Here is a 25,383-nt window from a genome sequence, read left to right on the forward strand (position 1 = left end):
TTATTTTAATTGTTGCAGGTATTTACCATAGCCGCTTTTTAATAATGGTTCTGCTAATTTATTTAATTGATCTCTATTTATATACCCCATTGTAAAAGCTATCTCTTCTATACAACCAATTTTTAACCCTTGTCGCTCTTCAATCACTTGTACAAATTGAGAGGCCTGCATAAGTGAATTAAATGTACCTGTATCTAACCAAGCAGTTCCTTTATCTAATATTTGAACGTTTAAATTTCCTTGATTTAAATATACTTTATTGACATCTGTTATTTCTAACTCTCCTCTACTACTAGGTTTAATCTTTTTAGCGATTTCAACTACAGAATTATCATAAAAATAAATTCCAGGAACAGCATAATTAGATTTAGGATGTTCTGGTTTCTCTTCTATAGAAATTGCTTTTTTATTTGCATCAAACTCAACAACACCATAGCGATTAGGGTCTTGAACATGATACGCAAAAATAACTCCTCCTTTTGGATTTACAGTGTCTTTTAATGTTTGGTCTAAACCGGAACCATAAAAAATATTATCACCTAAAATTAAAGCAACAGCATCATTTCCTATAAACTCTTCACCAATTACAAAGGCTTCTGCTAGGCCATTTGGCTGTTCTTGTATAGCGTATTGAAAATTACATCCATAATCACTTCCGTCACCTAATAATTCTTGAAACCTAGGAGTGTCTTTAGATGTAGATATTATTAATATTTCTTTAATGCCTGCAGACATTAAGGTTGTTAAAGGATAATAAATCATTGGTTTATCATAAATAGGCATTAGTTGCTTACTTACCACTTTTGTAAGCGGATGTAATCTTGTGCCTGAACCGCCAGCTAATATTATACCTTTCATTTATTTATTTGTATTTTTTAATATACCAATCAATGGTTTTCTTTATTCCTGTTTCAAAGTTTTCATCTGCTTTCCAACCTAATTCATTTTCAATTTTAGTTGCATCTATGGCATATCTAAAATCATGACCTGCTCTATCCTTTACAAATGAAATCTGTTTTTTATAAGATGTACTTTTAGGTTTTTCTTGGTCTAAAATTTCGCAAATTTTATTAGCTATATATAAATTATTACGCTCATTTTTTCCTCCTATATTGTATGTTTCTCCGGCAACTCCTTTTTTATAAACCAAATCAATTCCCTTACAATGGTCTAAAACATACAACCAATCACGTATATTTTGTCCATCTCCATAAATAGGTATATTATCTCCTAATAAAGCTTTTCTAATAATTGTAGGTATTAATTTTTCATCATGCTGTTTCGGGCCATAATTATTAGAACAATTTGTGGTTACCACATTCAAACCAAAGGTGTGAAAGTAACTTCTAACTATAAAATCTGAAGATGCTTTGGATGCACTATAAGGGCTATTTGGTGCGTAAGGTGTTTTTTCTGTAAACAACCCTTCACTACCTAGCGTACCATAAACCTCATCTGTTGAAATATGATGAAATCTACAATTCTCAAATCCCTCTTTAACTATATGAGGCTGAGACATCCAATAGTTTTTAGCTACATCTAAAAGATTAAAGGTGCCAAAAACATTTGTATTAATAAATGCGTCTGGATTAGTTATAGAGTTATCTACATGCGATTCTGCTGCAAAATGAATAACACCTTTAAATTGATATTCATTAAATAACTTTTCAACCAACTCCCTATCACAAATATCTCCTTTAATAAAAGTGTATCTTTTATTATTTTGAACTTTCACTAAATTAGAAAGCTCACCTGCATAAGTAAGCTTATCTAAATTAACAATATGAATATTTGTGTTTTCTTCTAAAAAATATTCTATAAAATTTGAACCAATAAAGCCAGCTCCTCCTGTAATTAAAACATTATTCTTTTCCATAAGAATTAACAAACTTTACTACAGATGTAGTTATATATAAAAGAACAAGTAAAATAATGGATAATATTGGAAATATTAAGCTATACTTTTCAGAAATTTTATCCGATTTGGTACCAATTTTTTGAAAACTGGAAATAGTATCAAAGAAAACATCTTCTTCAATCTTCTTTTCTTCAAGAATTCTTAATTCGTTTCTTAATTTTAATTGTTGATTTAACAATTCGTATTCTTTGGTGTCTGATTTTTCTTGTTTTAAAGGAAATCCTGAATCAAAATTTAGTTTACCACTAGAAGATTTAGCCTCTTCATTAAGAACATTAACATAGATTTTTTGTAAGGAATCTAACTCTTGTATTGATGCTAAAATATTCTCTTTTTGAATAATAATCAACGAGTCTCTTTTCTTCATTTTCTTTAAAGAATACTGATTAGTAAATGAAGAGTTCAACCCTTTTTCTAAAGAGCTAAAAATATCTTTTTTGTAAGACTCGACACTAATTTCATAAAAATCACCAGAGTAAATACTTCTATTTTCAACAAAATCTTCAAATTCAACTTCGGCTGCTCTTACACTATCTATAGATTTAACAAACTTATCATATTGTTTAATTCTATCATTTTCAGTTTCTGGACCAGGAGCTATTTCAAAAGCTTTAATTTGTTTTACAGACTCTTCATCTAAATCGAAAATATTTGATAAAGTAGTATAATCTTTATTTCCTATTAATGCGTTAAAATAGTCTATATTAGTAACTAACTGGTATTTAGAATCAAAATAAGGTTTAACTAACATACTTGAACCATAAGTAGCTGGTTTTACCTTTTCAAGAGTAAAGCCTATTATACCGGAAACGACTACAGCTATCAATATAATTTTATAATTATTAATTATTACCCTTAGAATAGAAACGATAAAGCTTAATATTCCTTTAAAAATGGATTTTATAAAATTATATAATCGATCAAAAAGACGACCTAAAGCATTAAAAAGTTGCCCTAAATCAATTTCATCAGAAGCACTTGTTTCTGTTTGTTTTTCACTCATAATGGTTAGTTAAATATTTGTTGTAAAATTTTTCTTGTTATTAAATATGTTGGTTTTACACCTGATGTTCCTAAACCTCCTGACGCCAAAGTTCCTCCTGTTTCTAAAGGATTATCACTTGCATAATAAGCATAACGCACTTTAACGTCTTCATTAATACTACCTCTCACTTTTGAGGCTGCTTGAATTGCTTTTTGGTAATGTGCTCCTTCCATTTCTAGTCCAATTACATTCCATGTAGAACTATGAAAGAACTTTAAAATATCTTTGTTCTGTAATGAGGTACCTAAAACGGTAATCATTGCTCCTTCAAATATTTGTAAACCTTGACCTTCTAGATCTGCTGTACACAACTCATTTTTAAAAGGATAATTATCTGCTGTACCTTCAAAAATATGTGCCGAAGGTATCATAATATCTCCTTTTCCGCCTTCTAAAATACCTGCTTTTCCCATAATAGAAATAGAATCTACATATAAATGCGTTTTATTTCCGTTGGGTTGATAAGGTTTTAAAAGCTCATCTATAGTTTCATAAGCTTGCTCACCAAAAGCATAATCCATTACCAAAATAATTGGTTTTTCCTTTTTTAATTTTTCTGCATTAACTTCTATATCAATTTTAGAAAAATCTATTTTATCTGTATCAAAAACCTGTACATTAATATTGGTTCCAGATCCATCTTCAATATAAAGCATCCCTTTTTGCAACGCTTCTTTAGTTACTTTATTGCGTAGATCTGCATTGTTTTTATCACTTATAGCTTCGTATACCTGAAAAATATCTTTTTTAGCAGCTAATTGTTTTAATGCGTTTGGAGCAAAAAGCGTATTCATAACACTATGCATATTGGCACTTATAACATGAATTGGTCTTTCAAGCAAGCCGTTTTTGTGTAAAATAGCCTTGATATTATTGGCCCAAATTTCACCGTGAATATGATGCCCTAAACGCTCTCTTAAAACAGGACTAAATGTAATGGTTCTCTTGTTGTTATTAACCACTTCTTCTATAGCTAATTTACCTAACCAATATACAATGTGTAATAAGCGTTCTGGTTGCGTAGGAATTGCAAAATCTTTATACACTTCATTTAACTCATTAAATGTTCTGCCTAAAATATTTGCAGTATGTGTTATTGCAATTTCGCGTTCTTGTTGTGTAAGTTTCTTTTTGGTAGTTACTGCTTTTTCAAGCTTTACCCAGTCTCTAGTAGTAGCTCCGTTTTCATCTATTAAAACGCGTTTGCTAATTTTATGAGACTCTACAAAAAGAAAGGTAAGGTGTGTTAAAATATCATAGATTTCTGAACGTCCACGAGTAATCTCGATGTTCATTTGCTCGTCGTCTATTCTATAGCAATTACGTCTTCTTTTTGGAGGAATTATAGGCTTAAAATGAGAATTTGCATAACCTTCATCACTTGTTAAGTTAATAAAAGTGCACTCTTCTATACCTTCTGGTAATCTATCTACTACATAAAGTAGTCCTTCTAATTCTGCTTTTTCTTCACCAATAGAACCATAAATTTCTGGTCTTAGTAGTAATAATGCCTCTCTTAATGTTTCTCCAGAAACACCCATTGGCTTATAAAAACCACGATTAAACAGGTGTCTCATGGTTATATACATACGTTCTATAGCATTTGAGCTTTCTTGAGCTCTCGTTCTTGCATGATGTTTTTTGTTACTCATATACTTTATTTAACCTACAAAGATAGAATTATTTAGTGAGATTTAATGTTTCTAAATTATCAACTAATTTTCTGTCATTAGATAAACGTGGTAGTTTATTTTGTCCACCAAGTTTACCAATAGATTTCATATAGTCTTGAAAACCACCTTTTTTAACTAAAGTTATCTTTAATGGTTGTAATACTTTACCTTCTATTAAATCAAAATAATAACTATTTTGTTTTTGTAAAGATGCATCTATTTTTTGCGCTAATGCGGAAATATTTTCAGGTTCTTTTTCAAATTCTATAAACCATTCATGATATGGTAATCCTTGTGAAGGGTTAATTTGTGGTGCTACAGAAAACTCTGAAACCTCTGCATTATTAGCAACCAAAGCTTCTTGTAATGCTTGTTCTACCTCTTTACCAATTACATGCTCGCCAAAGGCAGAAATAAAATGTTTTATTCTACCTGAAACAATAACTCGATATGGTTTTGTGGAAGTAAATTGAACTGTATCACCAATATTATATGCCCAAAGTCCTGCATTACTAGATATAATCATGACATAGTTTACACCTATTTCTACATCTTTTATGCTAATACGTTTTGGGTTTTCATTAAAAAAATCGTCTGCTTTTATAAACTCATAAAAAATACCAGAGTTTAATTGCAGTAACATTCCTTTTACGTTTTGTTTATCTTGATAGGCAAAAAAACCTTCACTTGCAGGATACAGCTCTATGCTATCAACTTTTCTACCTATTAAGTTTTCAAATTTAGCTCGGTAAGGTTCGTAATTAACACCTCCAAAAATAAATAAGTTGAAGTTTTTAAAAATGTCTCCTACTTTCTTTCCTGTTTTTTCTTGAAGTTTTTCAAAATACATTTGTACCCAAGAAGGAATTCCAGAAATAATAGTCATATTTTCTGGTAGCGTTTCTTCAACTATAGCATTTACTTTAGTTTCCCAATCTTCAATACAATTCGTTTCTAACGAAGGCATTCTGTTTTTTTGAAGGTATTTAGGTACGTAATGCGCAACAATACCAGAGAGTCTACCAAGCTGTATACCGTTTTTCTTTTCTAAAATAGGAGAACCTTGTAAAAAAATCATTTTACCATCTACAAACTTCGCATTACCAGTTTCATGTATATACATTAAAATAGCATTTCTAGCAGCTTCTATATGTGTTGGCATGCTTTCTTTGGTAATAGGAATGTATTTAGCTCCAGAGGTGGTTCCTGAGGTTTTAGCAAAGTAAATAGGTTTGCCTTTCCACAGTATATTTTCTTCTCCTGCTACAACTTTCTCGACATAAGGTTTTAATTCTTCATAATCTCTAACAGGAACGCGTGCAACAAAGTCTTCATAATTGTTAATACTAATAAAATCATGGTCTTTACCAAATTGTGTTGCTGCTGCAGCACTAATTAGTTTTTGAAACACTTTGTTTTGTGTTTCTACAGGGTTATTAGCCCATTTTTGTATGGACTTATACACATATTTTGCAAATGGTTTTGCTAAGGCTGCTTTTATTGATAGCATTTATTCAAAGTCTATAAAGTTAGTTGGGTTTATTGGGTAACCATCACTCCAAAGTTCAAAATGTAAATGTGGTCCTGTTGTAATTTCTCCTGTATTTCCAGAAATAGCAATAACTTCTCCTGCTTTTACTAAATCTCCTTGTTCTTTGTTTAAAGAAGCATTGTGTTTGTAAACAGAAATTAAGCCATGACTATGTTCTATAATTATTACATATCCTGTTTTGGTAGTCCATTCTGCAAAAATAACAGTACCATCTGCAGTGGCTTTAATTGGTGTGTTTTTAGCGACTACAACATCTACTGCGTAGTGTTTTTCTTTTGCATTATAGTTTTCTGTAATGGTTCCGTTAACTGGAGGAAACAATACAAAATTTACGTCTGTGGTTGCAGATTCAAATAGATTATACTTGTCTTCTTTTACTACTTTTTCACGTAATAAAGAGTCTTCTCTTGTAGGAGCAAGATCTATTTCACTTACATCTAATTTAGCAGCTTCAATAATAGAATCTCTATTAAAATCTACGCTACTCATTTCACCATACAACACTTTTTTTATGGAAGAAAAATAACGTTCATTTACTGCTATTACTTTTTCTAAAGAATCTGTTTTATGATATAAAGTAGTAGCTTTCTTTTTTAAAGCTGTTGATGAATAACCAGGAATGTATTCTTTTAATGGTGTAAAAGCAATTAAAATAGTAGTACCAATAATTAATAACACAGAAGAAAAAGCTAGCAACACAAACACATTAAGCCTTGTTAACTTAAAGGATAAGCGCTCTTCAAAAGTATCTTCATTAAGTATAACTAACCTATACTTATGCAGTAATTTTTTTGCTATTTTTTTTTCTTTTTTCTTTTTTCTTTCCATGCCTAAAACAAAAGTAAATAAATTTACAAAGTCTCACTTTAATATTATACTAAAGTTAGCGTTAAAACGATAATATTAAACTTTAATTATTAACTTTGCTTTAAATTTAAAGATTATGATTTCAAATATGATCCCTCTTTTTATAGGTTGGCCTCAAGTTGTTTTAATTGCTGTAGTTATTTTACTAATTTTTGGTGGTAAAAAAATACCTGAACTGATGCGTGGTTTAGGAAGTGGAATTAAAGAATTTAAAGACGCTACCAATAGCGAAGAGGAAGAAGAAAAGAAAAAAGAATAGTTTTGTTCTTTTTTAGATACAAAAAAAACCAACGCATGACGTTGGTTTTTTTTTGTGTATTTAGTAAGCACTACTAATCTATTTTTATAGATTTAATTATAGCTTCTAACTCAAACATATAGTCGCGTTTTGCAACAGATGGAGCAAAAGCAAAACCTTCAAGAACTACATAACGCTTGTTTACCTTATCTTCTATCATATAATTAACAAAAGGACCAGACATAAAAGCATTTTCCATATCCCAAATTCCTTTAGTTTCTAATGTTGGTTTATTATCTATAATCGTTTCTGAAAGAAATGGTGTATACGCATCTTCTGTAACCATATAAGCTTCATCTGTAGGACCAGGAATAAAAACTTTATTAATAGAGTCTCTAATTTTAATTATTTGCCTAATTAAGCTATCATTTTTTTTAATTGCACTTTCTGGTATGCTGTACAACATTAGATTTGTTGTTCCTGTAGTTATATCTTTTCGTATCCAGAATACATCGTTTTCTTCTTTAGCTATTCTATAAGCAGTAGGAAAGTTTATAGAAAACCCTAATTTTTGCTTAATAACATCGTCTTTATGAAGCGATAAATTTATTCTTCGTTGTTTTTCTTTAAGTTCTTCATTTTTAAAAGCAGCAACAATTTTATCTGCATTATCTGTAAGCTGTTCTATAATTTCTTTATTGTTTTTTCCTGTTACTAACACTAGTTTTTGTGGTTCTGCAAATACATTATTAGCAATTTTTACTTCTGCTTTTTCTGAACCAACTTCAATTTTTAAAACCGTTCTGTTTTTGGTTACAAAACCAGAAAATACTTGTGGTGGTATTTGTGCCATAGTAAAGATTGGCTCATCTTGTGGTAAGCCATAAATTGGAGCTGCAAGCACCTCTCTAACAGTAGCTCCTACTTCACCATCCCAAAGCTCATTAGCTACAACTACAGAAATATTATTAAGTGTTCCTGAAGAAGCAGAAAGGATTCTTTTTTTTGATTTTTTATCATCATTACAAGATGTAAACAATAGTACTACCATTGCAATACATAGAAAATTACGCATAATTGATTGTTTTTATAGAAATATTAGCCTTTAGATACAACAAGCCTCATTCCTGGTTTTAAATTGTTACCACTAATATCGTTCCAATCTCTAATATTTTGAACAGAAACTCCAGGAAATTTTTGAGATATACTCCAAAGTGAGTCTCCACTTTTTACTAAATAGGTTTTAGCATTTGGCGAAACAGTAGAACTAGCCTGTTTACTTGACGTGCTTTTTGTTCTTGCTGCTGTGTTTCTAGGATAAATAGTTAAGCGTTGTCCTATTTTTAAATTATTGCTTCGTAAACCGTTCCATTGTTTTAATTGACTAATACGAACACCAAATTTTCTAGCAATTTTTCCTAAATAATCACCACTTCTAACTGTGTATCGTGTTTTACTTTCGGAATTAAAAAATTGTGGTAATGGCTTTTCGCGTTTATCAAATTCGGCTTTAGCCATAGCATAGAAAGCTTCTTCATTATTGACAAATTTACCAACCACATCTCTTGGCAGCCTTAAGGTATAATCTTTTCCTTCTACAACAGGAATAATATCTAGTTTATAAGAAGGATTTAAGAATTGTAATTTCTCAATTTGAACTCCTGTTGCCTCACCAACTTGGTCTAGCGTAATCATGTGTTTTACATGAATAGTATCTGTTTCTATGTACTGAAATTCTGGTTTTACAGGTTTAAAACCATGCTCTTCGGCAAACTCAAAAATATACATAGTTGCTAAAAAAGCTGGAACATATCCTGCTGTTTCACGTGGAAGATTATGACGAATATTCCAATAGTTTTCATAACCTCCAGAGCGTCTTATTGCTTTACTTACATTTCCTGGTCCTGAGTTATATGCAGCAAGTGCAAGATCCCAATCGCCAAAAATTTGATATAACTTAGACAAATATTTAGATGCTGCTTCTGTAGATTTTATAGGATCACTACGCTCATCTACATAAGAACTTACATCTAATCCGTATTGTTTTCCTGTTGCAAACATAAATTGCCACAAACCGGTTGCTCCTACTCTTGATCGCGCTCTTGGTTTTAATGCAGACTCTACAATGGCTAGATATTTCATTTCTAACGGAATGTTGTAATTGTCTAATTCACGTTCAAACATTGGAAAATAATAATGGCTTAAACCCATTAATTTTTCAAAAGATTTTCTTCTGTGTTTTAAAAAGGATTTAATAACACTTTCTAATGAGGTATTGTATTCTACATTAAAAGGTGTTCTAGCATTTAGTTCTGCAAGTCTTGATTTTAGTACTTCTGTAGATAATTCTGGATAGTCAACCTTTTTATAATCAAGTTCACTAACGCTTCTATAAATAGTATCATACAAAGCGTTGCTGTATAATTCTTGAAGCCACTTTTGGTCTATTTCTGCAGCGTGTTTATTGTCTTGTAAAATACTATCAAGAGCTACCTGTTCTACCACTTTAATTTCCTTTTTATAAAAGGCTTGACCATCAATAACAGTATCTATAACATAGTTTTTTCCTGCTTCTAATTGTTGTTCTGTAAGTCTCGTATTTTCTGTAGCAACCTGCAAGGTATCTTGCGCATGTAAAAGGCCAAGACTTAAAAAATAAGCAAAGAAAGAGAGTTTATGTAACTGCATGATTATATAATTAGCGTCTTGTTTAAACGTATAAGATACTAAATTCGTGTTTTATTAAATAAAAAAAGAGAGATGGATTGCTACTATTCTAAAATAGCAGCAATTCCTGGTAAGGTTTTTCCTTCTAAGCTTTCTAACATTGCTCCTCCACCTGTACTTACGTAGCTTACTTTGTTTTCAAAACCAAATTGTTTAACAGCAGCAACAGAATCACCACCTCCAACTAATGAAAAGGCTCCATTTTTAGTAGCTTCTGCAATAGAATCTCCTAAAGCAATAGTTCCGCTAGCAAAAGTTTCCATTTCAAAAACACCTAAAGGACCATTCCAAAGTATGGTTTTACATTGTAATACCACGTTATTAAAGTTTTGTTTTGATTTTGGTCCACAATCTAAACCTTGCCAACCTTCAGGAATAGCAGTAATATCACAAACTTGTGTTTCTGCCTCATTGCTAAACGCATTTGCCGCTAAAACATCTACAGGAATGTGTACTTGTACATTTTTAGCTTTTGCTTGTTTTAAAATTTCTAAAGCCAATGGCATTTTATCATCTTCACAAATAGAATCTCCTACTTGTCCGCCTTGTGCCTTAATAAAAGTAAAACTCATTCCACCACCAATAATTAAGTGGTCTACTTTATCTAAAATATTTTCAATAATTGTAATTTTAGAAGACACCTTTGCTCCTCCTAAAATAGCAAGAACAGGCTTTTCTCCTGTTTCCATAACCTTATTAATACTCTCAATTTCTTGAGCTAATAAATAACCAAAACATTTGCTGTCTGGAAAAAACTGAGCAACAACAGTTGTAGAAGCGTGTGCACGATGCGCTGTACCAAAAGCATCATTAACATAAATATCGCCTAGCTTAGATAGTGCTTGAGCAAAGTCTTTATCTCCAGCAGTTTCTTCTTTATGAAAACGCAAATTTTCTAATAATAAAATTTCGCCTGGTTTTAAATTTTTAGCAGCTTCTTCTGCTTCCTCACCAACACAATTAGAAACAAATTTTATTTGTACTCCAATTATTTCTTCCATTGTACTTGTAATATGACGTAAAGAAAATTCGTCTTGAACACCTTTTGGTCTTCCTAAGTGCGACATTAAAATACAGCTTCCACCATCTTCTAAAACTTTAATAATAGTTGGTTTTGCAGAAATTATTCTGGTAGCATCTGTTACTTGAAAGTTTTCATTTAATGGTACATTAAAATCTACTCTTATTAATGCTTTTTTGTTTTTAAAGTTGAAGTCGTTAAGTGTTTTCATGTTAGTTATATATAAAATTGCGCAGTTTATTTTAAATGCTAAAGGTCTTTAAAATAAATAATATGCGCAATTTTTTTATTGTAGTATGTCTGTAAAGCTTTTTACGCTTTGCCTTCTGCATTAGCAATAATAGATTTTACTTCTTTTAAAACACACAAAAACACTAGTAAATAATTGTTTTACAAGTTTTTAACATCTATTTTAAACTAAACAACCATATTTTATATAATTGGCATGTATTTGTGCATCAAAACAATCATTAAGCTGTAGTATGCTTGTTTAAAATTTAAAATTGAAGAATGCTTTTGGGTAAGATTTTAAGTATAAAAACTATATTTGCCATATGCTTTTTAGTGATATTTTAGGACAAGAACACATAAAAAACCATTTAACACAAAGTGTTGATAATGGTAGAATTGCTCATGCTCAATTATTTGTAGGTCCAGAAGGTTCTGGTACATTACCAATGGCAATAGCGTATGCACAATATATTTTGTGTGGCAATACAAACAAAGAAAACGACAACGGAAACGCTGCTTGTAATCTTAAATTTAATAACCTTTCACATCCAGACCTACATTTTGCTTTTCCTGTTACTACTAGTGACAAGGTAAAAAGTAAACCTGTTTCTAATTTTTATTTAGAAGAATGGAGACAACTACTAAAAGAGCAACCTTATGGTAATTTATTTGATTGGTATAAGCTACTAGGTGTAGACAACAAACAAGGGCAAATTGGTGTAGATGAAGCGCAAGAAATTGTAAAATCTCTAGCATTAAAATCTTATGAAGGAGGTTATAAAGTAATGCTGATTTGGATGGCAGAAAAAATGCATACAGCTGCAGCCAATAAACTTTTAAAGCTTATTGAAGAGCCACCAAATAAGACTATTTTTATTTTAATTGCTGAAGACGAAGAGCAAATAATTAACACCATTAAATCACGTTGTCAAATTTTACAATTTCCTCCTTTAGCAGAAAACGATGTAAAAAAAGGACTTATACAACATTATAATTTAGAAGATGCTGTAGCAACAAAAATTGCACATCAAGCCAACGGAAACTATAATAAAGCTTGTGATTTAGTATACCAAGATACCGAAGACACGCAATTTGAAACTTGGTTTATTTTCTGGATTAGAAGCGCTTTTAAAGCAAAAGGAAACAAAGCAGCAATACATGATTTAATATCGTGGAGTGAAGATATTGCTAAAACAGGAAGAGAAACTCAAAAGCAATTTTTACTCTTTTGTATAGACTTTTTTAGACAAGCATTATTATTAAATTATAACGCTAACGATCTAGTATATTTTGAGCCCAAAACCGAAAAATTTAAACTAGAAAATTTTGCTCCTTTCATTCATGGAAACAATATTCTAGAAATATCTGATGAGTTGCAAGATGCCATTTACCATATAGAACGTAACGGAAATTCTAAAATAATTCTAACCGATTTATCTATAAAACTAACCAGATTACTACATAAAAAAAGTCAAGCATAAGCTTGACTTTTTTTCTACTCCTATTACAAGTATATATTATTTTTTATAAGACGCATTTAACGCTTCTAAAACTGCTTTTGTAATATCATTAGCTTCGCTACCATACATTACGCTTCCTGCTTCATTTTTACCTAAAATATAAGTATACCCATTTTTCTTTCCGTAGTCTGTAACAAATTCTTTTACTGCTACAATTGCAGAATCAATTTCTACTTGAAATTCTTGTTGCATTGCTTGTTGTTGCATTTGCACTTGTCTTTGTAAACCTTGTTGTTTTTGCATTAAAGCACTGTATTGTTCTTGTGCTTTAGATTGCGACATTTTAGCTGCAGCAAGCTCAAAAGCTTTTGCTTCTATTTGAAAACCGTTAGCTAAACTATCTGTATTCTTTTTAAAAGCTTCGTCTTTAATTTGAAATTTAGCTTCAATGTCTTTTTTACCTTGATATTCATTTATCAATTCTCCATTATCTATAAAAGCAATTTTTTGTTGCTCACAAGAACTTAAAGCGAAAACGGTTACTAATGCTAAAATTATTTTTTTCATGTTTTAATATTTTATTTTTTATCGGAGCAAATGTAGAAAAAGCAAAGGAATTTAATAGTATAAAAATTATTTATGCTAAAAAACTAAATAATAACTAAAATTTATTAAAAATGAATTAAAATAAAGCGTTTTAAGCGATTTTAAATATTTTTAGTAGTGTTTTATCGTGTAAAAGAATAAAAAAGAAATAAAAGTCGTTAAAATAAGAATTAGTCGTTTTTTAAGACATAAATTAACGAAGAATACTCTCCAGAACGTCTTGCTTTACAATTAGAAAGAAAACCATACCAAAAAGCCTTAATAGGATTCATAAAACCAGATTTGTATTTTTCGGAAAGCAAGCTCACATAATACGCATCAAATTTCATAGGAAGCGTTTGTACTACTTTCATATTTTCTTTAGCAAAAAGGGTATGTATCGATTTTTGATTAAAATGCCAAAGGTGTCTAGGCACATCTAAAGCAGCCCAAAAGTTTTTATAATGTGTAGCATCATAACTTTTATAATTAGGTACAGCAATAATTAAAGATCCATTTTCTTTTAATAAACTTTTAAGCACAGAAACTTGTTCTGTTAAGTTTGGCAAATGCTCTAAAACATGCCACAAGGTAATCACATCAAAACTTTGCTTTTTAAACTCTTGTAATTGCTCTGTAGTAAAAACAGCATTATTTGTTTTTGTATTTGCAATTGCTCTAGCTTGCTCGTTAGGTTCTATTCCAGAAACCTGCCAATTATTTTGTTGTGCTGTTTGTAAAAAATCACCTGTACCACAACCAATATCTAAAAGTGTTTTTTGAGTAGAAGAAAAAGAATTAATAAGCTTTAATTTTCTTTTTAATGAAATACCTCTAACAATATGATATACTTTTTCAAGTACATTTCTTTTAGCATCTGTATGCGAAATATAGTCTTCGGTTTTATAATACTCAGAAAGTTTTTCTTCTTTAGGTTGTGGAGTGGTTTCTAAAAAACCATAGATTTTATTTTCTATTAATTGAAATTCTTCTCCAGAAACAGAAAAATCTTTTACTTTAAAATGGATATTATTTTCTTTCATTAGGAATAAATTCTGAAATTATTTCAGAAGGACAAATAACTATTTTTTTAATGATGGTTTCTTTTTTTTCAAAGATATTAATATGCATTAAAATCTCTTCGGATGGTATCTAAATATTTTGCTACAATATATCTGTAAAACGAATTTGTACTTAAAGCATCTTCTCCGTTTTCATCCTTTACAAGAATATAAATAAACTGTTTCTTCTTCCCTTTCTTTACCAATTCAGGATCTTCCTTTTCAAAAATATAATCGGTAAAATCTACATATTGGTTTGCTTCTTCTTTTCCTAAAACACGAATAATAAATGGTACCTCTTCTATTTCAACAATAAAATGAGACGAAGAAAAACCAGGAATATCTGCAAAGCGTTCTTTTAAATATGTATTAAAAACACGTCTATTTTTATAGATTTGAAAAGTAAAAACATTTTGGCTTTTAAAGCTATCGTCCTTCTTTGTGTTTCCCTTTGTATTTCTTTCAATAATATGATATCCATTTATATCTTGAACAGACTTAATAGGAATACAAGAAGTACACACCAATAGAAACAGAACCAATTTCACTTAAACTTTCATAAAGTATATTTCTACCTTTTTTAAGCCTTTTTAATACAAAACAAAAACATGTTCCACGTGGAACACTAATTACTTTTCTACTATAAAAGAAGAAAATTATCTTCCCATATATACCAGTAAAACAGAAATATCATTTGGTGAAACACCACTTATTCTAGATGCTTGTGCAATAGAAGTTGGTTGAATGTTTTTAAGTTTTTCACGCGCTTCTAAACTCATAGATTTTATTTGAGAGTAATCAAAATTTTCAGGAATCTTTACATACTCTAACCTATTTAATTTATCAGCATTCAGTTTTTCTTTAGCAATATATCCAGCGTATTTTACCTGAATTTCTGTTTGCTCTATAATTTCATTATCTAGATTATGCTCTTGAATATAATCCTCAACTGCTTTAAATTTTCTAACATCATCAATAGTAATATTAGGTCTAGAATACAACTTAAACATCTTATCGGATTGTTTAACTAATGCCGAATTTTTAGATTCTAAAACAGGATTTGCTTCTGCTGGTTGCACACTTGTTTCTCTAAAAAACTGAACAAACTTTGCTGCTTCTTCATGTTTTTCTTCCATACGTTTTAAACGTTTTTCACTTGCTAAACCAAGTTCAAAACCTTTAGGTGTTAAACGTAAATCTGCATTATCTTGGCGTAATAATGTTCTATATTCTGCACGAGAAGTAAACATTCTATATGGCTCTTCTGTACCTTTTGTAATTAAGTCATCAATTAAAACACCTATATACGCTTCATCTCTTTGTAGTGTAAAAGTATCTTTTTCACTTACTTTTAAACTAGCATTTATTCCTGCCATTAAACCTTGAGAAGCTGCTTCTTCATAACCTGTAGTTCCATTAATTTGACCAGCAAAATACAAGCCTTCTACAAGCTTAGTTTCTAAAGTATGCTTTAACTGTGTTGGCGGAAAATAATCATATTCTATAGCATAACCTGGTCTAAAGAATTTTACATTTTCAAAACCAGCTACAGAACGTAAGGCTTTAAATTGTACATCTTCTGGTAAAGAAGTTGAAAAACCATTAATATAATATTCAACCGTATTCCAACCTTCTGGCTCTACAAATAATTGATGTCTATCTTTATCTGCAAAACGATTTATTTTATCTTCAATAGAAGGGCAATATCTAGGACCTAAACTTTTAATTCTACCATTAAACATAGGAGAACGATCAAAGCCTTCACGAAGTAAATCATGCACCTTTTCACTAGTGTATGACATATGACAAGAACGTTGTTTTGTCAAAGGTTTTGTAATATCTAAATACGAGAATTTTTCAGGATCAACATCTCCTGGTTGTTCTACCATTTTAGAAAAATCTAAAGAACGACCATCTACTCTTGGTGGTGTTCCAGTTTTCATTCTACCAGATTCAAAACCTAATTGAACGAGTTGTTCTGTAATTCCTGTTGCAGCTTTTTCTCCTGCTCTACCACCTCCAAAATTCTTATCTCCAATATGGATTAAACCATTCAAGAAAGTACCATTGGTAAGTACTACAGATTTAGCTTTAATTTCTACACCTAAAGAAGTTTTTATACCAACAACTTTATGGTTTTCTACTAACAATCCAGCAACCATTTCTTGATAGAAATCTAAGTTTTTAGTTTGCTCTAATAACAATCTCCAATCTTCTGCAAAACGCATTCTATCACTTTGCACTCTAGGACTCCACATTGCAGGTCCTTTAGATTTATTAAGCATTTTAAACTGTATAGCAGAAGTATCACTTACTATACCAGAGTAACCTCCAAGCGCATCAATTTCACGCACTATTTGCCCTTTAGCAATTCCTCCCATAGCAGGATTGCAAGACATCTGTGCAATATTTTGTAGGTTCATGGTAATAAGCAACGTTTTGCTTCCCATGTTTGCTGCTGCAGCTGCTGCTTCACTTCCTGCGTGACCAGCTCCAACAACGATAACATCATATACTTCGTTAAACATGTAATTATACCTTTAAATCGAATTTATATTATACTTTATATTCTTATAAAACTACAAGAATGATAACAGTGTTCCACGTGGAACACTTCTATTTTAAAACTAAATAGTCTGCAAATATACAACGAAACTTCTAATCTTGAGACAATTGCTCTAAGTAGAAATTTTCTTTGCTTCGCATGATTTTAGCATCCTCATCTGTTTTGTCCTTATAACCACAATAATGTAAAACACCATGAACAATTACTCGATGTAGTTCTTCATTAAAAGTCACCTTAAAATCATTAGCATTATCTGCTACTCTTTCTGTTGAAATGAAAATATCTCCTTGTAATATTTTTCCTATGGAGTAATCAAAACTAATAATATCTGTTAAGGTATCGTGATTTAAAAATTCTACATTTAATTTATATAAATAGTCATCATCACAAAAAACATAATTGATCTCCTCTTCTTTGCATCCTTCTGAAGCAATAACAGAAGAAATCCATGCTGCTATTTTCGTTTCGTTTTCTAATTGAAAATCGTTCTCGTAATTAAAATTAATCATTGTTTTGTTTAAAATACTCTTGTACTTTCTTTTTATAAATAGACTGCAAAGGTAAGCTTTGTCTATTTAATATTTCGGTAGTGTTGAAATATTGTTTTGCGGTAGGAATGCTATTATTAGTATTATTATCAAATTGTTTGTTATTACTTTGAGATTCTCTTTTTTCTTCTTGACCTTGTTGAAAGGTTGCTTGTTCTAATTTAAGCAACTGATGTTTTAAATTCATCATCTTTTCCATGGTCTGTTTAGTAAAACCTTTGTTTAATAAATCTAATTCAATTTCTTCCATTTGTTTTACCAAATTACTACCTAATCCAGACTTACCTTCTTTAGCTAATCGATCTTGTAAGGCTTGACGTATTTGTTGTTGTTGTTGGTAAATTCTAAACAATTCTCCATTTAATTCTTCGCTATTACCTTCTCCTGATTTTTGTTCGCCATCACCATTTTTTCCTTTATTACCATCGCCATTTTCTTTTCCATTTTCACCTTCCTTTCCCTTGTTACTTTCACCAGATTCTCCTTTTTTTCCTTCTCCCATTTTACCTTGCATTTCTTTAGCAAGCTGTTCTTGACTTTTAATAATATCTGGAAGTCCACCATCTCCTCCTTCACCTGCACCAGGTTTTGGTTGTCCTTGACCTCCTTGCCCTTGACCACTCATTTGCATTTGCATATTATCTAAAGCATTGCTTAAAAAATTAGCAAGATTATTTGCTGAAGTAATGGTGTATTGCTGGCTAGAAACACCTTTATAAATTTGATTTTCTGAAAACTCTTCAAGCGATTTATCTACATTATAAAACACCTCTCCTATTTCTTTATTTACCTTTTCTGAAATTTTTGGTTGACGTAAAGAAAGAGCAAACAAACTATCATCTATATGCGAAAAATGCTCTCTTAAATTATGTTGTTTACGTAAATACGAAGCATACATATTATGATTAATTTCTATGCCTTTAAACTGCTTCATTAATTTTTCTTGATCAAAAGAAAAGAGTAATAAATTATCAAGTATTTGACGTAACATCTCAACATCTTCTGCTAACTGTTCACCACCAGAAGAAGCCATACTTGCTTGCATTTGTTGGCTCATTTTTTTCATTTTTTTAGCGGCTTGCTTTTGCTTTTTCTGTGCTTGACTTTGGCTTGCTTGTTTTTGATCTTGGTCTTGACTATTTTGTTTTTCTTCTAAATTATCTGAAGCTTCTTGTTGATCTTGTTTTACGTTTTCTTCTTCCTTAGTATCTCTTTCTATTTTTTCAGGACGTTTTAATGCATTGTTTTCTTTTTGCAATGCATCCATCTCTTTTTGAAATTCTTCAAATTCTTTATTGATGGCATCTTGCTTTTCTTTGGTGTTTTCTTCTGGAGATGCTTCCGAAAGTTGCTCTTGTTTTTTAGCCAACTTTTCTAATTCTTGTTGTAGCTTTTCTAATTTTTTTGCTACGTAGTATTTTTTAGTCAGTTCTAATAACTGCTCTAAACTACGTTCTTGATTTTTATTTTGTTTGGCTAACTTTTCTAATTTTTCGCTCAGCTCTTCTTTGTCTAATTTTTCTCTTAATTTCTCTAACTCCTCCAAGAGTTTCTCATCTTTTTGAAGCTGTTCTTCATTTTCTTTTAAACGTTGCTTTAAATCGTCTTTAAATGCGTCATTTTGCTTTTCTTGCTGAAATTTTTCTAAATTTTCTTTAAGCTTTTTATTAAAGCTCTTCATCATCTCTTCTTGTTCTTTTTGACGCTTTATAAAATTATCTAATTTACGTTTGTCATTAAAACTTAAGGTGGTTTTTTCTTTTTGGTTTTTTGAAAGTTGTTCTAGCTCTTTATCGCGTTCTTCCATTTTTTCAAGAGACTTATTTAGTTCTTGAATTGTTTGCTTTTGTTCCTGTAACTGTTTTTGTTCTTCTTCTTCTTGTGTTAATTTTCTGTAAGAAAATACTTCGCTTTTTGTGCTTTTAAAATGATGAATAGCATCATTATCAAAAACCTGAAAAAATAAATCATAAGAGATACCTTCCGTAATTTCTAAATTATTTGGAAACGCAGTTATAAAATCTGCCACGTTAGATGTAGAAATAGGAATATTTTCTATGCGTTTTTCTGCTTCATTTTCTGAAGGATAATACACCAATTGTAACTTTTTTAATCCGTAATCATCACTTACTTGTCCGTAAAAATAAAGTGTTTGTTGGTCTAAACTATCTACTTTCATTTGTATGTTTAGCTCAGGATATTCATCTTTAATAACATCAATACTAAAAGCTAAATTCTCATAATCTTTTAAGTTTTTATTACTAGTAGTAAGATTATATTTTAAATTATTATATACTTTTTTTGATGCTGTAAACACTCCTGCATCAGCAGTAAACCTCATAGTATCTTTAGCATATAAATGCACTTGATCTGTAGCTTTTGTTTTTAATTTCCAGGTCACTTTAGTGCCTTGTGGTACTATGGCATTTCCTGTACTTTTAAGGGTTTGGTTTTGTTTTTTGGTATGGTTAGGATAGTCTAAAACCATATCAAAACTCAATAAAGTTGGTGCTTCTATTACCTGTAATGTGTAAGGTTTAGAAGTAACATTATTAGCTACCAATTGAAAACTAATATCTTTTTTAGGTTTACTAATGACATACTCAAAAGTACCAACGGCTTTTTGTTGTAAAAAATAAGTCTCGTTATTATAAGTGATTTGTACATTTTCTGGTTGTACCTCTCCTACTGTTTTAATAAAAAGAGTGAAATCTTTATTTTCTGTAGCTTGTAAATCATCATTAATTACAAAAAACTGAAATGGTGCAGGTGGTTCATAAGCCGTTTTATAATTTACAACTCTTTTGTAGCTATCACTAAACCAATTAAAATGCCCAGAAACCGAAACTAAAAGCAGAATAAAAAGAGGTATTGCTGCATATTTTAAATACTTGGTATTCTTTTTAAAATTTACCGCTAACTTAAAAGGTATAGGTTGTAATGCTTCCGATTTTTGTTCGATACTTGCTAAAAGTAATTCGGATTGTTCTGAAGATTGCTTTAACTGAAGCACATTAAGCAACTTATCATTAACTTCAGGAAAGTGATTTCCTATTATTTGCGAAGCTTCTTCATAATTAATCCCTTTTTGAAGTTTAAACAACTTTGCTAAAGGAATAGCTATAAATTTAGCAAACAACAAGATTTCAACCACCACAAACAACCAAAATAAAATGGTTCTTCCTGAGGAACTTAACCATAAAAAATGCTCAATAAGTAAGGTTAATAAAAAATACAATAAGCCTATACTAAAAAATAGAATGGTACCTTTAATGAGTTCATTAGTGTAATATTTACTAATAAACGCTTCAAGTTTTAACTGTATGTTTTTAAAATTGCGCAATGTATAACTGTTTAACTCACTAAACTACAATAATAATTTTAACTAGAAATATTGAAATTTGGTAACATTCTGTTAATTTTAAAAAGAATTACAAAGATTTTTGCCATTACGGAAACCTCATAAAGTACTATTAATGAAAGATTTTAAATATTTAGCTGCGTTTTCTATTCCGTTAATGGCTTTTTTAGGTGTGTATTTTAAAGGAATATTTACTTATTTGGTACCTGTTTATGCTTTTATATTTTTACCCATTTTAGAAATGAGTTTTCCTATAGATGCTAGCAATTTAGATGCAGAAGCTGTAGCTAGTAAGCTAAAAAACAACATATTTGATTGGTTGTTATATTTAAATCTACCCATAGTTTTTACATTAGTTTTTATTAGTTTAAACACAGTAGCAAGTCAAAAATTAGAAACCTATGAATTTATAGGTATTCTAGTTTCTTTAGGAATTGTTTTGGCTATTAATGGTATTAATGTTGCGCATGAACTTGGCCACAGACAAACTACCAACGAACGTTTTTTAGGCAAAGCCTTGCTCTTACCATCTTTATACATGCATTTTTATATAGAGCATAATTTTGGACATCATTTACATGTTGCAACACCTGAAGATCCTGCAACTGCAAGGTATAACCAAACCATTTATTCATTTTGGTTTACCTCTACTATTAGACAATATTTTAAGTCGTGGAAAATTCAAAAAAAGCTTTTAAAAAATAATAACAAGTCCTTTTTTTCTATTAAAAATGATATGTTTTGGTATACTATTTTTCAAATTAGCTATTTGGTTTTGGTATATCTATTTTTTTCAAATACAGGATTAATTTTTGCAATAGCAGCTGCAACTGTTAGTTTTATAATGTTAGAAACGGTTAACTATATTGAGCATTATGGCTTGCTTCGTTTAAAAACAAAATCGGGAAGATATGAGCGTTTACAAAAAATACATTCCTGGAACTCTAACCATATTATTGGCAGAATTGTTTTGTATGAATTAACCAGACATAGTGACCATCATTATAAAACAACCAAAAAATATCAGATTTTAGATTGCCATAAAGAGAGTCCGCAAATGCCATATGGCTACCCAACCTCTATGTTAATTTCATTATTTCCTCCGCTTTGGTTTAAAATCATGAATAAACGTATACCAAAAGAGATGCTTACAACTTTATAAAAAACTTCTAGCATCTAATTTTTGTCTTATGGCTTTATAACTATCTTTGCACTTTCAAATTAAAAATAACATGACCAAAAACGTTAGAGTGCGTTTTGCACCAAGTCCTACAGGACCTTTACATATTGGAGGAGTACGTACTGCTTTATTCAACTATTTATTTGCTAAAAAACACAACGGAACTTTTGTATTACGTATTGAAGATACAGACCAAAACCGTTATGTTGAAGGTGCAGAAAAATATATTATAGATGCTTTAAACTGGTGTAATATTCCTTTTGATGAAGGACCAGGAAAAAATGAAAAATTTGGACCATACAGACAAAGTGAGCGTAAAGATCTATATAAAAAATATGCCGATACATTAATTGCTTCAGGAAACGCATATTATGCTTTTGATACTGCTGAAGAATTAGATTTTCATAGAAAAGATCACGAAGCAAAAGGAAAAACTTTTATTTACAATTGGCATAATAGGTTAAAATTAAATAACTCTTTATCGCTTTCTGCAGAAGAGGTTGAAAAAAGAATTGCTAATGGTGATGATTATGTAGTTCGCTTTAAAATGTTAGACACTACTGAAGGTTCTCATGGTACAATTTCTACCACAGATATTATTCGAGGACATGTTTCATTTAAAAAAGAAGTTTTAGATGATAAAGTATTGTACAAAAGTGATGGCATGCCAACCTACCACTTAGCAAATATTGTAGATGATCATTTAATGGAAATTACACATGTTATTCGTGGTGAAGAATGGTTACCATCTGTTCCACTTCACATTTCTTTATATCATGCCTTAGGTTGGAAAGCTCCAGAATTTGCTCATTTACCACTTATTTTAAAACCTACAGGAAAAGGAAAATTAAGCAAACGTGATGGTGACAAATTAGGATTTCCTGTTTTTCCTTTAGAATGGAATTCTCCTGATGGTGAAGTTTCTAGAGGTTATAAAGAAGATGGTTATTTTGCAGATGCTATGGTAAACTTTCTTGCCTTTTTAGGATGGAATCCTGGAACAGAACAAGAAATTTTTAACCTAGAAGAACTTATTGCTGCTTTTGATTTAGAACGTGTAAATAAATCTGGAGCTCGTTTTGATCCTGATAAAATAAAATGGTTTAATCATCATTATATGCAAGACCAAAACAATGAAGAATTGGCTGCAATGTTTCAACAAAATCATGAAGAATTAAAAGACATTGATGTTAATTATATCACTATGGTTGTTGGTTTAATAAAAGAACGAGCAACGTTTATTAGTGATTTTTGGAACTTAAGTGCTTTCTTTTTTGTTAGTCCTAAAAGCTATGATGAAAAAGCATATAAAAAATCTATGAAAGAAGGTACTCGCGAATTATTAACCGAGCTTTCTGGTGTGATACAAACGATAGAAGATTTTGAAGTAGAAAACCTTACTTCTACTATTAAAACATGGATTACTAATAAAGAAATAGGATTTGGAAAAGTGATGATGCCATTGCGTTTAGCCTTGGTTGGTGCATTACAAGGTCCAGATGTATTTGATATTATGTATATGATTGGTAAAAACCAAACCATAGAACGAATAGAAAATTTAGCAACTACCATATAAATAAAAAAGCGAGCTTAACGGCTCGCTTTTTTTATAAGATTATTTAATAAAACTTTTATTAAAGAGTAATCATCAAAGTAAAAGCCAACATAGATTGGTTTCCTTTAAACTTACTTTCACTACTTCCTGAAGTGTCTAAATTGTTTTTATTTAGTTTATTAAACATATTGGTAAACCCATAAATATACTGTGCTTTAAGTCTAAAATGGCTTATTCCAGCAGATAAACCAATGGCTCCATCTACATTAAATTTAGTAATATCACTAATGTCTTTAGCATATAAATTACTGTAATTATTAATGATATAGTTTTCTTGATCTTTATCTTTTAACTCCATTTCACTATTGTACTGTAGCATTGGTCCTACGTCTAGCGTTAAAAAGCTTTCCACTATTTTTATATGTGCTTGTAAAGAAATTTGCGCTGTAAAAAGTTTATAATCTATATATTCTTCTGAAGCTAAAGCAAAAGGTCTAGCAGCAATACCAATGTTATTTTCAGAAAGCTGTATGCTATAACTCATGTTATACCATTTGTGTGGTAGCTCTACTGTTGCAGAGGCTCCACCAATCCAACCATTGCCTTTTTTAGTATTAAAATTATCGGTAATAATATCAAATTGAGTGATACCACCTTGAATACCAATACCGTTTTTTATAGGTACTCTTCTATGTTGTGCAAAATTTATTGTAACAAAACCTATGCTACAAGCTACTAATAAGATGTATTGTTTAAATTTCATAAATGTTTTATGTGTTTGGGCAAATATAGTTTAATTTTAAAGTCATATAATTTAAACCATTAAAAAACATATTATGGGAAACTTTCTTTTAATACCACTTATTTTTTTAGGACTAATCCTCTTAATTTCTGCATTTTTTGTAGTAAAACAACAAACAGCAGTAATTATAGAACGATTTGGAAAATATCATAAAATAAGCCAATCTGGATTACACTTAAAAATACCTTTAATAGATAAAATTGCAGGAAGATTAAGCTTAAAAATTCAGCAATTAGATGTTATTATAGAAACAAAAACATTAGATGATGTATTTGTACGTTTAAAAGTATCTGTACAATATCGTGTCATTAGTCAAAAAGTATATGATGCTTTTTACAAGTTAGATTATCCGCATGAGCAAATAACAAGCTATGTGTTTGATGTAGTGCGTGCAGAAGTACCAAAAATGAAACTAGATGATGTATTTGTTAGAAAAGATGATATTGCAATTGCAGTAAAAACAGAATTAAACGATGCTATGTCTGACTATGGATTTGATATCATTAAAACATTAGTAACAGATATTGATCCTGATGCACAAGTAAAAGCAGCAATGAATAGAATTAATGCTGCAGACAGAGAAAAAACAGCTGCACAATTTGAAGGAGATGCAGCACGTATTTTAATTGTAGAAAAAGCAAAAGCAGAAGCAGAAAGCAAACGTTTACAAGGACAAGGTATTGCAGACCAACGTCGTGAAATTGCACGTGGTTTAGAAGAGTCTGTAGAGGTTTTAAATAAAGTAGGTATAAATAGTCAAGAAGCATCTGCTTTAATTGTGGTAACGCAGCATTATGATACTTTACAATCTATAGGTCAAGAAACCAATAGTAATTTAATTTTACTACCTAATTCACCACAAGCAGGAAGTCAAATGTTAAACGATATGGTTGCTAGTTTTACTGCAAGTAATCAAATTGGTGAAGCAATGAAAAATGCAAAGAAAAAGAAAGAAGAAGAAGACGAAGAGTAAGAATAGTTAAAACCAACAAA

General features: G+C 30.4%; 21 protein-coding genes. 5 read left to right on the forward strand and 16 right to left on the reverse strand.

What is annotated here, in order from left to right; translation table 11 throughout:
- Genes rfbA through ACFSSB_RS11305 form a run of 6 tightly spaced genes read right to left on the reverse strand, consistent with a single transcriptional unit; the run spans nucleotide 1 to nucleotide 7,016 of the window.
- Complete coding sequence (rfbA, locus tag ACFSSB_RS11280; RefSeq protein WP_379904255.1) at nucleotides 1-858, reverse strand: glucose-1-phosphate thymidylyltransferase RfbA; 858 nt, start codon at nucleotides 856-858, stop codon at nucleotides 1-3.
- A 4-nt stretch (nucleotides 859-862) separates the two neighbouring features.
- A complete protein-coding gene (rfbB, locus tag ACFSSB_RS11285) occupies nucleotides 863-1,876 on the reverse strand; it encodes a dTDP-glucose 4,6-dehydratase (RefSeq protein WP_379904257.1) in 1,014 nt (337 codons plus the stop codon).
- Nucleotides 1,863-2,921, reverse strand: coding sequence for a hypothetical protein (locus ACFSSB_RS11290; RefSeq protein ID WP_379904259.1), 1,059 nt, complete (start codon nucleotides 2,919-2,921; stop codon nucleotides 1,863-1,865). Before ACFSSB_RS11290 ends, rfbB begins: the two co-directional genes overlap by 14 nt.
- Before the next feature lie 5 nt (nucleotides 2,922-2,926).
- On the reverse strand, nucleotides 2,927-4,615 hold the full coding sequence (locus tag ACFSSB_RS11295) for a DUF6909 family protein (RefSeq protein WP_379904261.1): 1,689 nt from the start codon (nucleotides 4,613-4,615) through the stop codon (nucleotides 2,927-2,929).
- A gap of 28 nt (nucleotides 4,616-4,643) precedes the next feature.
- Entirely contained in the window at nucleotides 4,644-6,146 is a 1,503-nt protein-coding gene (locus ACFSSB_RS11300) for a GH3 auxin-responsive promoter family protein (RefSeq protein ID WP_379904263.1), read from the reverse strand.
- Entirely contained in the window at nucleotides 6,147-7,016 is an 870-nt protein-coding gene (locus ACFSSB_RS11305; protein WP_379904265.1) for a M23 family metallopeptidase, read from the reverse strand.
- A 115-nt stretch (nucleotides 7,017-7,131) separates the two neighbouring features.
- On the opposite strand from ACFSSB_RS11305, the gene ACFSSB_RS11310 reads away from it, so the two are divergent.
- Nucleotides 7,132-7,314, forward strand: coding sequence for a Sec-independent protein translocase subunit TatA/TatB (locus ACFSSB_RS11310; RefSeq protein WP_379904267.1), 183 nt, complete (start codon nucleotides 7,132-7,134; stop codon nucleotides 7,312-7,314).
- A 73-nt stretch (nucleotides 7,315-7,387) separates the two neighbouring features.
- Here ACFSSB_RS11310 and ACFSSB_RS11315 read toward each other — a convergent pair whose 3' ends face one another.
- The 3 genes from ACFSSB_RS11315 to ACFSSB_RS11325 form a co-directional block, all read right to left on the reverse strand.
- Entirely contained in the window at nucleotides 7,388-8,368 is a 981-nt protein-coding gene (locus tag ACFSSB_RS11315; protein WP_379904269.1) for a DUF4837 family protein, read from the reverse strand.
- A 23-nt stretch (nucleotides 8,369-8,391) separates the two neighbouring features.
- The gene (locus ACFSSB_RS11320) at nucleotides 8,392-9,981 is read right to left on the reverse strand and encodes a LysM peptidoglycan-binding domain-containing protein (protein WP_379904271.1); all 1,590 of its coding nucleotides are present in this window, start codon (nucleotides 9,979-9,981) and stop codon (nucleotides 8,392-8,394) included.
- Between the two features lie 83 nt (nucleotides 9,982-10,064).
- Complete coding sequence (locus tag ACFSSB_RS11325; protein ID WP_379904273.1) at nucleotides 10,065-11,252, reverse strand: phosphoglycerate kinase; 1,188 nt, start codon at nucleotides 11,250-11,252, stop codon at nucleotides 10,065-10,067.
- 343 nt (nucleotides 11,253-11,595) lie between these two features.
- Here ACFSSB_RS11325 and ACFSSB_RS11330 point away from each other — a divergent pair, with 343 nt between their 5' ends.
- Nucleotides 11,596-12,753: a DNA polymerase III subunit gene (locus ACFSSB_RS11330; protein WP_379904275.1), complete on the forward strand. Its 1,158-nt coding sequence runs from the start codon at nucleotides 11,596-11,598 to the stop codon at nucleotides 12,751-12,753.
- 36 nt (nucleotides 12,754-12,789) lie between these two features.
- On the opposite strand, the gene ACFSSB_RS11335 is transcribed toward ACFSSB_RS11330, so the two are convergent.
- The 6 genes from ACFSSB_RS11335 to ACFSSB_RS11360 form a co-directional block, all read right to left on the reverse strand.
- Nucleotides 12,790-13,299: an OmpH family outer membrane protein gene (locus tag ACFSSB_RS11335; RefSeq protein WP_379904277.1), complete on the reverse strand. Its 510-nt coding sequence runs from the start codon at nucleotides 13,297-13,299 to the stop codon at nucleotides 12,790-12,792.
- Between the two features lie 209 nt (nucleotides 13,300-13,508).
- Complete coding sequence (locus ACFSSB_RS11340; protein ID WP_379904279.1) at nucleotides 13,509-14,360, reverse strand: class I SAM-dependent methyltransferase; 852 nt, start codon at nucleotides 14,358-14,360, stop codon at nucleotides 13,509-13,511.
- A gap of 77 nt (nucleotides 14,361-14,437) precedes the next feature.
- Complete coding sequence (locus ACFSSB_RS11345) at nucleotides 14,438-14,926, reverse strand: hypothetical protein (RefSeq protein WP_379904281.1); 489 nt, start codon at nucleotides 14,924-14,926, stop codon at nucleotides 14,438-14,440.
- A 108-nt stretch (nucleotides 14,927-15,034) separates the two neighbouring features.
- Nucleotides 15,035-16,906: a tRNA uridine-5-carboxymethylaminomethyl(34) synthesis enzyme MnmG gene (gene mnmG, locus ACFSSB_RS11350; protein ID WP_379904283.1), complete on the reverse strand. Its 1,872-nt coding sequence runs from the start codon at nucleotides 16,904-16,906 to the stop codon at nucleotides 15,035-15,037.
- 130 nt (nucleotides 16,907-17,036) lie between these two features.
- Nucleotides 17,037-17,453 carry an rRNA maturation RNase YbeY gene (gene ybeY, locus ACFSSB_RS11355; RefSeq protein ID WP_379904285.1) on the reverse strand — a complete coding sequence of 139 codons (417 nt, stop codon included), beginning with the start codon at nucleotides 17,451-17,453 and terminating at the stop codon, nucleotides 17,037-17,039.
- A complete protein-coding gene (locus ACFSSB_RS11360; RefSeq protein ID WP_379904287.1) occupies nucleotides 17,446-20,835 on the reverse strand; it encodes a DUF4175 family protein in 3,390 nt (1,129 codons plus the stop codon). Before ACFSSB_RS11360 ends, ybeY begins: the two co-directional genes overlap by 8 nt.
- Nucleotides 20,836-20,968: 133 nt before the next feature.
- On the opposite strand from ACFSSB_RS11360, the gene ACFSSB_RS11365 reads away from it, so the two are divergent.
- Together ACFSSB_RS11365 and gltX are read left to right on the forward strand one after the other, a co-directional pair.
- Nucleotides 20,969-22,015: an alkane 1-monooxygenase gene (locus ACFSSB_RS11365; protein ID WP_379904289.1), complete on the forward strand. Its 1,047-nt coding sequence runs from the start codon at nucleotides 20,969-20,971 to the stop codon at nucleotides 22,013-22,015.
- Nucleotides 22,016-22,085: 70 nt separating this feature from the next.
- Nucleotides 22,086-23,609, forward strand: coding sequence for a glutamate--tRNA ligase (gene gltX, locus ACFSSB_RS11370; RefSeq protein ID WP_379904291.1), 1,524 nt, complete (start codon nucleotides 22,086-22,088; stop codon nucleotides 23,607-23,609).
- Nucleotides 23,610-23,667: 58 nt separating this feature from the next.
- On the opposite strand, the gene ACFSSB_RS11375 is transcribed toward gltX, so the two are convergent.
- The gene (locus tag ACFSSB_RS11375; RefSeq protein ID WP_379904293.1) at nucleotides 23,668-24,351 is read right to left on the reverse strand and encodes an outer membrane beta-barrel protein; all 684 of its coding nucleotides are present in this window, start codon (nucleotides 24,349-24,351) and stop codon (nucleotides 23,668-23,670) included.
- A gap of 73 nt (nucleotides 24,352-24,424) precedes the next feature.
- Between ACFSSB_RS11375 and ACFSSB_RS11380 the strand changes: the two genes are divergently transcribed.
- Nucleotides 24,425-25,363, forward strand: coding sequence for an SPFH domain-containing protein (locus ACFSSB_RS11380; RefSeq protein WP_379904295.1), 939 nt, complete (start codon nucleotides 24,425-24,427; stop codon nucleotides 25,361-25,363).
- Nucleotides 25,364-25,383 lie beyond the last annotated feature (20 nt).

The organism is Lacinutrix gracilariae, assembly GCF_042684485.1.
Taxonomy (GTDB): domain Bacteria; phylum Bacteroidota; class Bacteroidia; order Flavobacteriales; family Flavobacteriaceae; genus Oceanihabitans; species Oceanihabitans gracilariae.